This window comes from Actinoplanes sp. NPDC026619 (assembly GCF_040638295.1).
Lineage (GTDB): Bacteria > Actinomycetota > Actinomycetes > Mycobacteriales > Micromonosporaceae > Actinoplanes.
On sequence record NZ_JBEZYA010000009.1, the window covers coordinates 128,567 to 142,801 of the forward strand.

Consider the following 14,235-nt stretch of genomic DNA (forward strand, 5'->3'; position numbering starts at 1 on the left):
ATGGGCGCGGTGTGCGCGGTGTGCGCGGTGTGCGCGGTGTGCGCGGTGTTCGGCTATGGGAGGTGCCAGGTTTGGTTGGCGGCGCCCGTGCAGGCCGTTGCCTTTGTGGTTGCGCCTGGTGAACCGGGGTCGGTCAGGCACTGGGCGGTGGCCGGGTTGACCAGGGCGCCGGCGGCGGCGGTTCGCCACTGGGCGCTTGCCTGGCCGGTGCAGGCGGCGATGCGTACCGTGCCGTCGCCTGTTGCCTGGGCGCATTTGCCGTTCACCCGCAGCGTGCCGTCGGTGGCCAGGGTGAAGGTCTGGTAGTCGATGGTGGCGCAGCTGCTCACCGTGATCGGGCTGCCGTCGAGGCCGAGCAGGCCGCCCAGCGCCAGGCATCGGCCGCTCGCCGCGGTCACCGCGCCGGTGCGGTCGGCCGCGGGCGGGGTCGGCGTCACCGAGGCGGAGGTGGGGGCGGACGGTGGTGGCGCGCTCAGCGAGATCGAGGCGGATGCGCTGGCCGACGGGCTCGGGGCGGAGGACGACGAGGAGGGCGAGGCCGACGCGGACCGGTGGGCCGGGGCCGCGGCCGGGCTTCCCGGCTGGCCGGGGGTGAAGACCGGCAGGGCCGTGCTCGGCTGCGCCGTGGAGTGTTTCGGCGCGAAGATCAGGATGCCGGCCACGGCCAGGGCGAGCACCAGGGCGCCGAACAGCGCGAGCATGCGCAGCGCCAGGATGCGGCCGATGCCGCGACGCCGGGCCGGGGCGGCCGGCACCGGGTCGATGATCGCGGTGTCGTCGTCGACCACCGCGGGCTGGATCACCGTGAGGGCGTCGGCGGGGTCGCGGGGAGCGGGAGTGGTGTTGACGTACGGCCGGACCAGGACGGGGTCGGGCCGCTCGGTGTCGTCCTCTTCGGGACTGGTCATGTCGGTGCCTTGGGATGGTGGGGATCGGCAAGCGACCATACGTGAAATCCACCCCGAACAGATCAAAGGGGCTGTCCGGATCGTGTGGTAAGCGCTTTCCTCAGGATGCCGAGTGATCGTCTGGCATTGATTGACATGGATTGCGGCAAGCGCGTACCGGTAGCCTCATGACTCCGCCACTGAGCCGCCGCACCCTGCTCGCCAGCACCCTCGGCGCCACCGCCGGGATGGCTCTGCCGCTGACCAGAGCCGAGGCCGACGCCACGACCACCGCCGAACTGCACTGGCTCGACGGCGCCCCGGCCGAGACCACCGGCAGCGCCTGGGGCGTCCCGTGGCCGCGGGGCCGGCTGGCGAAGGGCACGAAACTGGCGCTCACCACGGCCGACGGCACCGAGGTCCCGGTCCAGTCGTGGCCGCTCGCCTACTGGCCGGACGGCACTCTCAAATGGACCGGGCACGCCATCGGCGGCGCCTCGGCGGAGCGTTTCACTCTCGCGCCGGGCACGCCGGCGACACCCCAGGACCCGGTTACGGTACGCCGTGACGGCAGCGACCTGATCCTCGCGAACGGCACGGTCGAGCTCCGTCTGGCCACCCGTGGCGACGTCGTGCTCCCGGAGATCCGCCGGGCCGAGCGCGTCACCGCGACCGCCGGCCGCCTCGTCCTGGACATCCAGGACCGCCCCGACGACGAGACCGGCGCCCCGGCCCGGTCGTCCTACCGTGGCGTGATCGAGCAGGCCACGGTCGAGCAGCCCGGCCCGGTCCGCGCCGTGGTGAAGCTGACCGGCACGTACCGCCGCGGCAACCGGAAGATCCTGCCCTGGACGCTGCGGGTGTACCTGTCGAGTGGCGAGGCGGTCCGCCTGGTGCACAGCTTCATCTGGGACGCCGACCAGGAGCGGGACTTCATCCGCGGCCTCGGCCTGCGCTTCGACGTGCCGATGACCGACGAGACGTACGACCGGCACGTCCGCTTCGGTGTGACCGGCGGCGGGGTGTGGGGCGAGCCGGTCCGGGTGCTCACCGGCCTGCGCCGCGATCCGGGGGCCGCGGTCAACGCCGCCCAGGTCGCAGGCTCCGCCACCCCGCCGCGGGAGCAGTGGAACACCCAGGTCAGCAGCGCTTACACCGCGCTGGCCGAGTGGAACGACTTCCGGCTCGCGCAGGAGTCCGCCGAGCACTTCACGGTCGCGAAGCGTACGTCCGCGGCCGGCAGTTGGCTGCGTCATGCCGGACGGGGCCGCCGGGCCTCGGGTTTCGGGTACGTCGGCGGGATCTCCGGCGGGCTTGGGTTCGGCCTGACCGACTTCTGGCAGCGGTTCCCGCGGGCGCTCGACATCCGCGGTGCGGCCGGCGCGACCGCGCAGGTGACGCTCTGGTCGTGGGCGCCGGACGGGCCGCCGATGGACCTGCGGCACTACGACACGGTGGCGCACGGGCTGGATCTCGCCTACGAGGACGTGCAGGAGGGGTTCAGCACACCGGAGGGGATCGTCGGGTCGACCGAGATGCTTCTGTGGGCTTTCGACCGTACGCCTGCTCGAAGTCGAATCGCGGCGCTGGAGGCCGCGCTCACCGCAACCCCGCAGCTGGTCGCGGCCCCGGAGTGGCTCCACGCGGCCGGGGTCTTCGGGCGCTGGAGCCTGCCCGACCGCAGCACCGGAGCCCGGGCGACGCTGGAGGACGCACTGGACCGGGAGATCGCGTTCTACGCCGGCCAGGTCGATCAGCGCCAGTGGTACGGCTACTGGCACTACGGCGACGTCATGCACACCTACGACGCCGACCGGCACGAGTGGCGTTACGACGTCGGCGGCTACGCCTGGGACAACGGTGAGCTGGGATCCGACCTGCTGCTCTGGTACGCGTTCCTGCGCTCCGGCAAGCCCGGGACCTTCCGGCTGGCGCGAGCCATGACCCGGCACGTCAGCGAGGTCGACACACACCACACCGGACGGTTCGCCGGACTCGGCTCCCGGCACAACGTGTCGAACTGGGGCGACGGCGCGAAGGAGGCTCGGATCGGGGAGTCGTTCACCCGGCGGTTCTCGTTCTATCTGACCACGGACGAGCTGCTCGGCGACCTGATCCGCTATTCGCTACGCGCCGACAAGACGCTGCTCACGGTGGAGCCGCTGCGCGAGGTGCTGCCGCCACAGGCGCTCGCGCCGACCCGCCTGCGCATCGGCCCGGACTGGTACGCCCTGGTCAGCAACTGGCTCACCGAGTGGGAACGGACGGGTGACGTGCGGTGGCGCGACAAGATCGTCACCGGGATGACCGACATCGCGGCGTTCCCGGCCGGACTGTTCACCGGCGAGGCGGGCGGCGCGGTCGGCTTCGACCCGGCCACCGGGCATCTGACCAATCTCAGCAAGGGCGACTACACCGGCGGCTACAACCTGGCAATGGCCTTCGGCGGCGAGCAGATCCTGTGGGAGGCGCTGGATCTGGTGGACGTGCCCGCTTTCGAGGCGACCTTGCTGGACTTCGCCCGCTACGTGCAGGCGCCGTCGGCCGAGAAGATCGCGCACTTCGGCTTCGACTTCAACCCGCAGGTCTTCGCGACGATCTACTCCCGGGTGACCGCGTGGGCCGGCGAGCAGACCGGCGATGCGGTCGTCCGCAAGCGCGGCTGGGACCTGTTCCTCAACGACGCGGCCGGGAAACCGTGGCCGGCGCCGGTGACGGTTGACGGCGTACAGGAGATTCCGTCCGGTGATTTTGCGACCAACGACTTCGCCCAGCGTGGTCTCGCGATCGTCGCGCTGCTCGCGATCGCGCCGGGCGAGGCGCCCTGATCCTCAGGCCGGCGGTTTGGTGTGCAGCACCTCGCGTGCCTGCTCGGCGGCGCGCGCGAGGTTCTCACTGACGAAGTCGAGGAAGCGGGCGATGTTTTCCAGCCGGGTCGCGGCCGGGGTGCCGGCGCCGAGGACGCCGACGCCCTGGCGCGCGGTCGCGATGAGCTGGTCGTTGGCCCGGGCGCTGGCGATCATCGCCTGGTACCACACGTCGTCGTCGACGATGTAGCGCTCGCGCCGGCGCTCGTCGCGTTCCCGGCGCACCAGGGCCTGATCCTCGAGGTAGGCGATCGCCTTGGAGATCGAGGCCGGGCTGACCTGGAGGCGCTGGACGAGCTCGGCGGCGGTGAGGCTGCCCGAATCGGTGGTGTAGAGGCTGACCAGGACCCGGGACATCATCCGGGGTGTGCCGGCCTGCATGAGGGCGGCGGTGAGCGCCTCCGCGTACTCCTCCAGCGCCCCCGGGTCGCGACCATGCGCCGGCGCCGGGACCTGGGCGGACTGCCGGCTCCGGTGGGCGCGCCGTTCGGTGGCGCGGTGGGCCAGGTCGGAGCGGTAGCCGGTGGGCCCGCCGTTGCGCATCACCTCGCGGGTGATCGTCGAGGTCGGCCGGTCGAGGCGCCGGGCGATCTCGGCATAGGCGAGGCCGTCGCCCAGCCCCAGCGCGATCTGGTGGCGTTCCTGCTGGGTGAGTCGGCCTCCCGGCATCAGACCCTCCTTCGTCTCGGTACGAGGCTAGCGTTCACCCTCATCCATTGCAACGTTCCTTCCCTTCGGCGTTGCATTGAGCTGGAGGCCATTGCAACAATATGTGGCATCTGAACTGCTGCTATGCCGCAACAGTGCAATGAGCGGATTGAGAGAAGTAGAAACGCAACGTAGCGTTTCCGGCATGAGAAACCTGATGCAGAAGTTCGACACCCGCACCCCGATCGCCGCCGTCCTCGCCGTTCCGGCCGGCCGGGTTCGGATCATCGCCGCTGACCGCCCCGACACCACGGTCGAGGTCCGGCCGGCCGACGCCGGCAAGGCCCGGGACGAAAAAGCGGCCGAGCAAACCACGATTGCGTACGCCGACGGCGTCCTGAGAATCGCGGTCCCGACCGAGAACCAACTCCTCGGCCCATCCGGATCGATCGAGGTGACGATCCAGCTGCCGACCGGCTCCCGCATCGAGGCCACTGCGGGCGCCGCCGAGTTCCGGGCCGTCGGCCGCCTCGGCGACGTCACCTTCGAGGGCGCGCACGGCGAGATCAAGGTCGACGAGGCCGCCAGCCTGCGCCTCACCGCACACGTCGGCAACGTCCTGATCGGCCGCCTCGACGGCCCGGCCGAGATCAGCGTCCAGAAGGGCGACATCAACGTCGCCGAGGCCACCCGCGGCCCGGTAGTGCTCCGCACCGAAGCCGGAGACGTAACCATCCGCGCGGCCGCCGGGGTGTCGGCCACGATGGACGCCGGCACGTCCTACGGCCGCATCATCAACGAGCTGCGCAACACCGGCGAGGCGCAGCTCGAGATCCGCGCAACCACGGCCTACGGCGACATCACCGCCCACAGCCTCTGAACCGGTCACACCACGAGGTTGCGCAGGTCGGCGCGGGTGCCGCCGAGCTTCTGGAAGACGTGGGTGAGGTGGGTCTCGACGGTTCGCCGGGTGACGTAGAGCTGCTGGGCTATCTCGCGGTTGCTCAAGCCGCGGGCGGCCAGCTCGGCGACCCGGTGCTCGGCGGCCGTCAGCGAGTCGGGTGCGCGGCGTGGCCGCGCCCCGGCCGCGCGCAACTCCTCGCGGCAGCGGCGGGCCAGCAGTCGCATGCCGCCCCGGTCGGCGAGGGACAGCGCCCGGCCGAGCGGCTCGCGGGCGGCGGCCCGGTGGTTGGCCCGGCGCAGCGCGGCGCCGAGGTCGACCAGCACGCGGGTGTGTTCCAGCAGGTAGGGCGACTTCTCGGTGAGCGCGGCCGCCTTCACCAGGGGCTCGATCGGGTCGCCGGTGGCGGCCAGCGCCCGCAGCCCGGCGGCTCGCGGACCGGGCAGGCCGAGCCGGTCGGCCAGCGCGAGGTGTTCCTCGGCGAGTTGCCGGGCCGCTTCCGGCTCACCCAGGGCGGTCAGCGCCCGGCAGTCGTCCACCCGCCAGGCCGCCATCCCGGGGTGCCGGAGATCGAGCTGTTTCCAGGTGGCGGCGGCCGCGGTCAGGTCGGCGTGGGCGTCAGCCGGGCGGTGCTGCGCCAGCCGCAGCCGGGCCCGGCGCTCCAGCATCAGGCCGGTGGTGATCGCGCCCTCCGGCAGATCGCCGAGGGTCCGCAGCACCTCGTCGGCCTCGGCCGGTTCGTCCAGTTCGGTCAAGGCCTCGACCAGCGGCATGATCGACCAGACCAGCGCCGGCGGCGGGCTGTTGATCCGCTTGAAGTCGTAGGCGAGCCGGGCATCGGCGGCAGCGTCCCGGATCTGCCCGCTCTGGATCAACGCCAGGGCACGCAGGAAACTGCCGTGGGCCAGCGCGATCCGCCAGCCGCGCGGCCGGGCCAGCTCGATCAGATCGGTGCAGCGGTCCCGGGCCGCCTCGAACTCGCCGTAGACGACCAGCGAAAAGGTCGCGAACGTGCCCAGGATCGAATCGCCGTCCTCGACCGGCAGCGGTGTCGCCAGCAGCGCGCGCGGCTCGTCGGCGTCCCGCCCGTCGCACAGCGCTTCCCAGGCCCGGCAGACCCGCCACACCGCCAATTCGGAGGGCAGCGCACGGCGCAGGCGTTCATGGGCCTCCGGCACTCCGGCCGCGCGCATGCACACGTTGGCCACCAGCTCCGCCTCGAGCCGGCTCAGCACCCCCGGTTCAGCACCGCCCGCCGGTGTGCGATCGGTTGGCTGGTCGAGGCCTTGGCGGCACAGGCGGACTGCGTCGTCGAAGTAGCCGGCCAGGCCGAGAGCGCGGCCGGCGGCAAGCGCGATGCGGGCTCGCTGGCCGGCGTCGGCGGCCTGTTCGACGGCGGCGTCGAGCAGGGTGGGGGAGCCGGGGTCGGCCTGGGCCGCGGCGACCAGGCCGAGGCGGCAGTGCACGTCGGCCTCGTCGGCGCGGTCGGGCGGCGGCTCGGCGAGGGCCCGCCGGAGGAAGGCCGCCGCGCTTTCCGGGGCGCCCCGCCGGCCGGCCCGCTCGGCGGCGGCGCGGAGCGTGGCCACGGTGCCGGCGTCGCGGGCCGGTTCGCTGCGCAGCAGGTGCAGTGCGACCGCTTCCGGGTCGGCGCGTTCGCGGGCCAGGATCGCGGCCGCCCGGCCATGCCACAGCGACCGCTCGCCGGCCGGCAACCCCTGGTAGAGCGCGCCGGCCACCAGCGGATGGGTCAGCTCGCGCGCGCCCAGCAGGCCGGCCGAGCGCAGGCAGTCGGCGAGTCGGGCGGCGGCGGAGAGCGGCAGGCCGGCGAGTTCGGCGGCCTGCCGCAGGGGCGCGTCCCGGCCGAGGACGGCAAAGGCCCGGGCCAACTCGCCCGCGCCGGCCGGCAGGCGGGACAGTTGTCGCTCGATGGTCCGCGCCACCTGCTCGGGGCCGAACGAGCTGAGCCGGGCCGCCACCGCGGCGGTCGGGTCGACGCCCTCGGCGCGCAGGTGATCGAGGAGGGCGCCGAGCAGGAACGGGTTGCCGCCGGTGGCGGCGTGACAGGAGGACGCGAAGCCGGGCGCCGCGCCGGGCAGCCGTTGATCGAGGACCGCCGCGACCGCGGCCGGGCCCAGCGGCGCCGGGCGGATCGGTGGCTCGGGTGAGGCGGCGAGCAGGTCGGCGAGCATGCCGGGCGCGGACGCGGGCTCGCCGGAGCGCACCACGCACAGGATGCCGAGCCGGTGCTCGGCGATCTGCCGGGCCAGGTGGAGGAGCCAGCGCAGCGAGGGGGCGTCGGCCCAGTGCGCGTCGTCGATGACGAGCAGGGTCGGCCCGCGCTCGGCCAGGCCGCAGGCGAGCCAGACCAGCCCGTGCACGGCGGCGTGCATGGCCTCGCCGCCTGCGGCCGGCTCGGTGCCGTCGGCGTCCAGCGCGTGGCGGGCGAGCGCCGCCGCGCCGACGGCCAGCTCGTTCCACTCCGCACTGTCGCGCAGCGGGGCGAACAGTTGCCGGGCGATGCCCCAGCCGGCGTCGTGCTCGAGCGGCCCGCCCCAGGCTCGCAGCACCCGCACGCCGGTCGCGGCGGCCGCCCGCGACGCGGCCGTGATCAGGCTGGATTTGCCGATGCCGGCCGGACCCTCGACGAGGATCAACCGGCCGGTGCCGGCGCGCAGTGAGCCGAGCCGGTGGTCGAGGACGGCCATCTCGGCGTCGCGCTGGAGCAGCACGCCAGCCATGCCCCGACGGTAGGCCCCCGGGGGCGGCCACGAAACCTCGTGGTCGGATCCACGATTCGCGAATGTCGCGCCGCGCCCAGCATCGACTCATGACAACTGCCGAATACGCCCTCCGGCGGACACCGGAGGAGTACGAGCGTTTGCGAGCCCAGGCTCGCATGTGGGAGACCGCCACCGGTCGCCTGCTGGACCGGATCGGCTTCACGACCGGCGCCCGCTGTCTGGATGCCGGGTGTGGTCCGGGCGAGACGATGCGCCTGATGGCGTTGCGCGGGGGCCACGTCACCGGGATCGACTCGGACGCCGCCCTGGCCGCCACCACCGCCGAGGCGTTGCCGGGCTGCCGGGTGCTCACGCACGATCTCAATGCGGACGAGCCGGTGCCGGGTGGCCCGTACGACATCGTCCTGGCCCGGCTTTTGCTCTTCCACACGCCCGACCGGGTGGCCGTGGTGCGCCGGCTCTGGGAGGCGGTGGCGCCGGGCGGCAGTCTGGTGCTGCAGGACTACCACCTGAGCGCCGCCGACGTGGAGCCGTCGCTGCCCAGCGTCGCGGAGGTGACCCGGTTGCTGATCGCCATGTTCGAGTCGGTCGGCTGCAACACCCGGGCCGGGCTGGCGTTGCCGGCCTACCTGGAGCAGGCCGGGCTGGGCGCGCCGGACGGCACCGACGTGGCCGGCTACCTGGAAACCCTGGGGGCGGGGCGAGTGATGCTCGATGCCACGTTCCGCAGCGTCCTGCCGGCCGGGCTGGCCCACGGCGTCATCACGGCCGAGGCAGCCGAGGCGGCGCTGGCCGCGATGGCCGGCGACGCTGCCGGCCACCCCGGCCGCCCGATGCTGTGGCCGCTGATGATCGGCGCGTGGATCACTCGACGGTGACCGATTTGGCCAGGTTGCGGGGCTGGTCCACGTCGTATCCGCGAGCCGCGGCGATCTCGCAGGCCAGGATCTGCAGCGGCACCGTGGTCATCAGCGGGGCCAGCAGGGTGGGCACCCGCGGCACGCGGATCACTTCGTCGGCGTACGCCCCGATCGCCTCGTCGCCGTCCTCGGCGATGACGATGGTCCGCGCGCCCCGGGCCCGTACCTCCTGAATGTTTGAAATGACCTTGTCGCGGGTGGGGGATGAGGGCACCACGCAGATCACCGGGGTGCCCTCGTCGATCAGGGCGATCGGGCCGTGCTTGAGCTCGCCGGCCGCGAAGCCCTCGGCGTGCATGTAGGCGAGCTCCTTGAGTTTGAGCGCGCCCTCGAGCGCCACCGGGTAGCCGACGTGCCGCCCGATGAACAGCACCTCGGTGGCCGAGGCGAGGTCGCGGGACAGCTTGCGCACCGAGTCCATCCGGTCGAGCAGTTCGCGCAGCTGGTCGGGGGTCTGCTGGAGTTGCCGGACGACCTCGCCGACCTCATCGGCGTACATGATGCCGCGCACCTGCGCGAGATAGAGGCCGAGCAGATAGCAGGCGACCAGCTGGGTCAGGAAGGCCTTGGTGCTGGCCACCGCGATCTCCGGGCCGCCGTGCGTGTAGAGCACCGCGTCGGATTCGCGCGGGATGGTCGAGCCGTTGGTGTTGCAGATGGCCAGCACGCGCGCGCCCTGCTCCTTCGCGTGCCGCAGCGCCATCAGCGTGTCCATCGTTTCGCCGGACTGGGAGATCGCCACCACCAGCGTCGAGCGGTCGAGGATCGGGTCGCGGTAGCGGAACTCGCTGGCCAGCTCCACCTCGCACGGGATCCGGGTCCAGTGCTCGATCGCGTATTTCGCGACCAGGCCGGAGTGGTAGGCGGTGCCGCAGGCGACGATGGAGACCTTGGTGATGTCGGCGAGATCGCACATCTCGTCGAGCACGATGCCGTCGGCGGTGAGCCGGCCGAGCAGGGTGTCGGCGATGGCCTGCGGCTGCTCGGCGATCTCCTTGAGCATGAAGTACTCGTAGCCGCCCTTCTCGGCGGCGGCGGCGTCCCAGTCGATGTGGAAGTCGGTGCCCTCGACCGGAACGCCGGCGAAGTCGGTGATCTCCACCGAGTCCGGGGTGATCACCACGATCTGGTCCTGGCCGAGCTCGATCGCTTCCCGGGTGTGGGCGATGAAGGCCGACACGTCGCTGGCCAAGAAGTTCTCTCCGTCGCCCCGGCCGACCACGAGGGGTGAGTTGCGCCGGGCGCCGACCACCGTGTCCGGATTGTCCGCCGACACCGCGAGGAGCGTGAAGGCGCCTTCCAAACGGGCGACCACGTGCCGCATCGCGACGTCCAGCGGCGCGTTCTCCCGGGCCAGCAGGTGGGCCACGACCTCGGTGTCGGTGTCGCTGGCGAACTCGATGCCGGTCGCCTCCAGCTCAGCCCGCAGGGAAGCGAAGTTCTCGATGATGCCGTTGTGGATGACCGCGATCCGGTTGTCCGCCGAGAGGTGCGGGTGCGCGTTGCGATCGGTCGGACCGCCGTGGGTCGCCCAGCGGGTGTGCCCGATGCCGGTCGTCCCCTCGGTGATGGTCAACGCCGCTTCCAGGTTGGCGAGTTTGCCCGCCTTTTTCTCGGTCAGGAGACGACCGCCACTGACGATCGCCACCCCCGCCGAGTCGTAGCCGCGGTATTCCAGCCGCCGCAATCCGTCCACCACGATGTCCACGGCCGGCCGCCGGCCGGCATATCCCACGATTCCGCACATGCCGGAGAAGTTAGTCAGCGCGCCCAGCGGTTTTCCTGTGCGGGAACTACGCGTCTCCTGTCGGCAAACGGCTTCCGAGCAGGGCATTCAGGCCACCGGTACGCCGCAGCTTCTGCCAGCCGAGGCGGATGCCGCCGAGCGCGGCGAGAACCGACTGGATGAGTACGAGGTACATCAGTTGCCGGTAGACGAACTGCTGCAACGGCAGTCGCCAGAGCGGCTTGAGTGACTCCTTGTCGAGCCGGAACGCGTAGATCGTGCTGACCAGCTGCACCAGCAGCATGGCCAGCCAGGCCAGCACCGTGCGGAGCGGGTCGAGGAAGAACAGGCCGTAGATCAGGAACACGTCGATCAGCGGGGAGAGCAGCGGCAACAGCGTCTGGAACAGGGTCATGTTGAGCAGCCCGCGACGGCCGAACTTGCCACCCGGGCCACGCTCGAACAGCGTCCGGCGGTGCTTCCACATCGCCTGCATGGTGCCGTAGCTCCAGCGGTAGCGCTGGCGCCACAGCTGCGACATCGTCGCCGGCGCCTCGGTCCAGGCGCGCGCGTGCTCCTCGTAGACGACCCGCCAGCCGGCCCGGATGATCGCGATGGTCAGGTCGGTGTCCTCGGCCAGGGTGTCGTCGGACAGGCCGTTGACCTGCTGGAGGGCTTCGGTGCGGAAGGCGCCGATGGCCCCCGGGACGGTCGACATGCAGCGCATCACGTCGTACGCGCGGCGGTCGATCGAGAAGCCGACGACGTACTCGATGTGCTGCCACAAGGGGACCATGCCGGTGCGGTTGGCGACCTTGGCGTTGCCGGCGACCGCGCCGATCTCGGCGGTCGAGAACGGCTGGACCAGCAGGCGTACGGTGTCCGGCTCGAAGACCGTGTCGCCGTCCATCATGATCACGATCTCGGTGTCGGCGTGCGCGATGCCGGTGTTCAGCGCGGCCGACTTGCCGCTGTTGGGCTGCCGGACCACCGTGACGTTCGGGTAGCCCAGGGATTCGGCGATGTCGGCGGTGCCGTCGGTCGAACCGTCGTCGATCACCACGACCCGGATCGGATGGGTGCCGGCCATCAACGAGCGCAGGGTGTCGGCGATGATCTCCTTCTCGTTGAAGGCCGGGACGAGCACGGTGACCGGTTTCGTGTACGGCTCGCCCCAGGCGCCCTCGCGCGGGCGGCGGGCGTGCCGGCGGCCCAGGACGATCACCAGGATCAGCCGGACCACGGTCAGCACGCCGAGCAGCAGCAGGAGCCAGGAGAAGAAAACGGTGGTGTGGGTGGCCAGCTGCACCGCGCCGACCAGGCCAAGGCCCAGCGTGCGGTCCTTGCCGGAGGCGGTCGGGTTCACCGTCGACATGCCGGTCAGCGCCGTGACCGTGGTGAAGGTGTAGCCCTCCTCCTTCAGCTTCGGGATGACCGTCTCCAGCGCGGTCGCGGTCTTGGCCCGGTTCCCGCCGCCGTCGTGGAACAGCAGGATCGCCCCGGCGTCGTCGTCCGGCAGGACCGCCTCGGTGATGTCGGCGATGGTGGCGCCCGACTCCCAGTCCCGGCTGTCCAGGTCGTTGACCACGGTCAGGTAGCCGCGCTTGCCCATGTCCGTCATCACCGACCAGACGTTGTTATCGATCGCCTTGACCGTCGAGGAGTAGGGCGGCCGGAAGATCACGCTGGTCACGTCGGCCGCGCCGGACAACGCGAACTGCGTCTCCTGCATCTCCACCTCACGCCGCCACTCGTTCTTGGTGGACAGGTCGGGGTGGGTGAACGTGTGGATGCCGATCTCGTGGCCGGCGTCCTTGACGTCCTGAACCAGGTCCGGGTAACGGCTGATCTCCGAGCCGATCATGAAGAACGTGGCGGGTACGTCGTACTTGGCCAGGACCTGGAGAATTTCCGGGGTGTACTTCGGGCTGGGCCCGTCGTCGAAGGTCAGCACGATCTTGTTGTCCGGCACGCTGACCGTGGTCGTGGTGGTGCCGTCGGTCTGGATGATCGGGCCGCCGCCGTTGAGCACCTTGCTCGGCACGTTGCCCGTGTTCGACGTCGCCTCGGCCGCGCCGTCCTGCGTGAACTCGCCCTCGACCAGGCCGTTGACCAGCAGGATCGCGGCGAACAGCGCGAGCACGACGGTCAGGACGATCCAGCGCGGGCGGGGCACCGGGATGCGCTTCTTTACCGGCGCGGTCGTGTCGACGGACACTGGGTTCCCCTCATCGCAGACGCTGGCTTATCGCCCTTATCGGCTTGATGGGGACATTTCTGAGCACCGGGGTGGGATAGTCCAGGGGTGCGCGTTCTCGCCGCCTTGATGGTTCTGGCGCTCGCCGGCTGCTCCGGCTCGGATTCCGATTCGGGGGAGCCGTCCAGCGCGACGACCAGCGCGTCCCTCGTCACCGCCCCCGTCGTCGCGCCCTACCTCGACATCGTCAGCGGCACCGCCGACGTCACGGCGATCCACACCGCGACCGGGCAGGCCGACTTCTCGGCCGCCTTCGTGGTGGCCGACAGCGCCAAGACCTGCACGCCCACCTGGGGCGGCACGACGGCGATCGACAACAGCACGATCGCCGCGGAGATCGCCAAGATCCAGGCGGTGAGCGGCAAGATCATCGTCGCCACCGGTGGGGAGGACGGCACCTATCTCGAGAACGTCTGCTCGGCCACCGAACTGGCCGCGGCGTACGAGAAGGTGCTGGACGTCGCCGACAGCAACTACCTCGACATCGACATCGAGCAGACCGTGACCGCCGCGACGATCACCACCGCGCTCGCCACGGTGCAGAAGGCCCGCGGCACCGCGGTCACCTTCACCCTGCCGGTCGGCGGCATGTCGGTCGGCCTCACCGACGAGGCGATCGCGCTGCTGCAGAGCGCGAAGGACGCCGGCCTCGAGGTCACGGTCAACGCCATGATCATGAACTTCACCGGCAGCGGCGACTGGGGCACCTCGCTGACCACCGCCACCGAGTCGGTCAAGACCGACGTCGCCGGCATCTGGTCCGATCTGAGCGACACCGAGGTGTACGCCATGATCGGCGTCACCCCGATGATCGGCGTCAACGGCCTCGGCGGCCCGACCACCGTGGCCAACGCGAAGACCCTGCTCACCTGGGCGAAGACCAAGGGGCTCGGCTTCGTCCGGTTCTGGTCGGTCAACCGCGACAACGGCGACTGCACCGACGGCAAGGTCAACAGCAAGTGCAGCGGAATCAGCCAGGACGAGTACGCCTTCACCTCGCTCTTCGCCGACTACACGAGCTGACCGGTCACTTGCTGGTGGAGTTCGCGCTCGCACTCGCCGACGTGGTTGCCGAGGTGGAAACCGTGGCCTTCGTCGCGAGGCCGGCGTCGGCCGCCTGCACCACGCTGGTGCCGACCACCGCGATGTAGAGGGTCGCGAAGACCGCGACGAGGAAGCCGAAGATCGCGAGGACCCGCTTACGGCGGCCGGTGGAGTCGACGAAGACCTGCGGGGTTTCCATCGGCATGACGGCGGTACGAATCATGATATTTCCTTCCGGAGCGGT

The 14,235-nt window shown here is 71.3% G+C and carries 10 protein-coding genes; 4 read left to right on the forward strand and 6 right to left on the reverse strand.

Annotated features, from left to right (window positions below):
* Nucleotides 1–53: 53 nt before the first annotated feature.
* A complete protein-coding gene (locus AB0E90_RS21135; protein WP_360407921.1) occupies nt 54–908 on the reverse strand; it encodes an RICIN domain-containing protein in 855 nt (284 codons plus the stop codon).
* Between the two features lie 167 nt (nt 909–1,075).
* Between AB0E90_RS21135 and AB0E90_RS21140 the strand changes: the two genes are divergently transcribed.
* The gene (locus AB0E90_RS21140; RefSeq protein ID WP_360407924.1) at nt 1,076–3,715 is read left to right on the forward strand and encodes a hypothetical protein; all 2,640 of its coding nucleotides are present in this window, start codon (nt 1,076–1,078) and stop codon (nt 3,713–3,715) included.
* 3 nt (nt 3,716–3,718) lie between these two features.
* Here the strand turns inward: AB0E90_RS21140 and AB0E90_RS21145 are convergent, their stop codons facing one another.
* Nucleotides 3,719–4,423: a helix-turn-helix domain-containing protein gene (locus AB0E90_RS21145; RefSeq protein ID WP_360407927.1), complete on the reverse strand. Its 705-nt coding sequence runs from the start codon at nt 4,421–4,423 to the stop codon at nt 3,719–3,721.
* 184 nt (nt 4,424–4,607) lie between these two features.
* On the opposite strand from AB0E90_RS21145, the gene AB0E90_RS21150 reads away from it, so the two are divergent.
* Nucleotides 4,608–5,282, forward strand: coding sequence for a DUF4097 family beta strand repeat-containing protein (locus AB0E90_RS21150; protein ID WP_360407930.1), 675 nt, complete (start codon nt 4,608–4,610; stop codon nt 5,280–5,282).
* Between the two features lie 5 nt (nt 5,283–5,287).
* Here AB0E90_RS21150 and AB0E90_RS21155 read toward each other — a convergent pair whose 3' ends face one another.
* Complete coding sequence (locus AB0E90_RS21155; protein ID WP_360407933.1) at nt 5,288–8,041, reverse strand: AAA family ATPase; 2,754 nt, start codon at nt 8,039–8,041, stop codon at nt 5,288–5,290.
* A gap of 89 nt (nt 8,042–8,130) precedes the next feature.
* On the opposite strand from AB0E90_RS21155, the gene AB0E90_RS21160 reads away from it, so the two are divergent.
* Entirely contained in the window at nt 8,131–8,922 is a 792-nt protein-coding gene (locus AB0E90_RS21160; protein ID WP_360407936.1) for a class I SAM-dependent methyltransferase, read from the forward strand.
* Here the strand turns inward: AB0E90_RS21160 and glmS are convergent.
* On the reverse strand, nt 8,909–10,711 hold the full coding sequence (glmS, locus tag AB0E90_RS21165) for a glutamine--fructose-6-phosphate transaminase (isomerizing) (protein WP_360407939.1): 1,803 nt from the start codon (nt 10,709–10,711) through the stop codon (nt 8,909–8,911). The genes AB0E90_RS21160 and glmS overlap by 14 nt on opposite strands.
* 46 nt (nt 10,712–10,757) lie before the next feature.
* A complete protein-coding gene (locus AB0E90_RS21170; RefSeq protein WP_360407942.1) occupies nt 10,758–12,908 on the reverse strand; it encodes a bifunctional polysaccharide deacetylase/glycosyltransferase family 2 protein in 2,151 nt (716 codons plus the stop codon).
* An 87-nt stretch (nt 12,909–12,995) separates the two neighbouring features.
* Between AB0E90_RS21170 and AB0E90_RS21175 the strand changes: the two genes are divergently transcribed.
* Nucleotides 12,996–13,970 carry a glycosyl hydrolase gene (locus AB0E90_RS21175; RefSeq protein WP_360407945.1) on the forward strand — a complete coding sequence of 325 codons (975 nt, stop codon included), beginning with the start codon at nt 12,996–12,998 and terminating at the stop codon, nt 13,968–13,970.
* Nucleotides 13,971–13,974: 4 nt separating this feature from the next.
* Here AB0E90_RS21175 and AB0E90_RS21180 read toward each other — a convergent pair whose 3' ends face one another.
* The gene (locus AB0E90_RS21180; protein WP_360407948.1) at nt 13,975–14,214 is read right to left on the reverse strand and encodes a hypothetical protein; all 240 of its coding nucleotides are present in this window, start codon (nt 14,212–14,214) and stop codon (nt 13,975–13,977) included.
* Between the last annotated feature and the right edge of the window lie 21 nt (nt 14,215–14,235).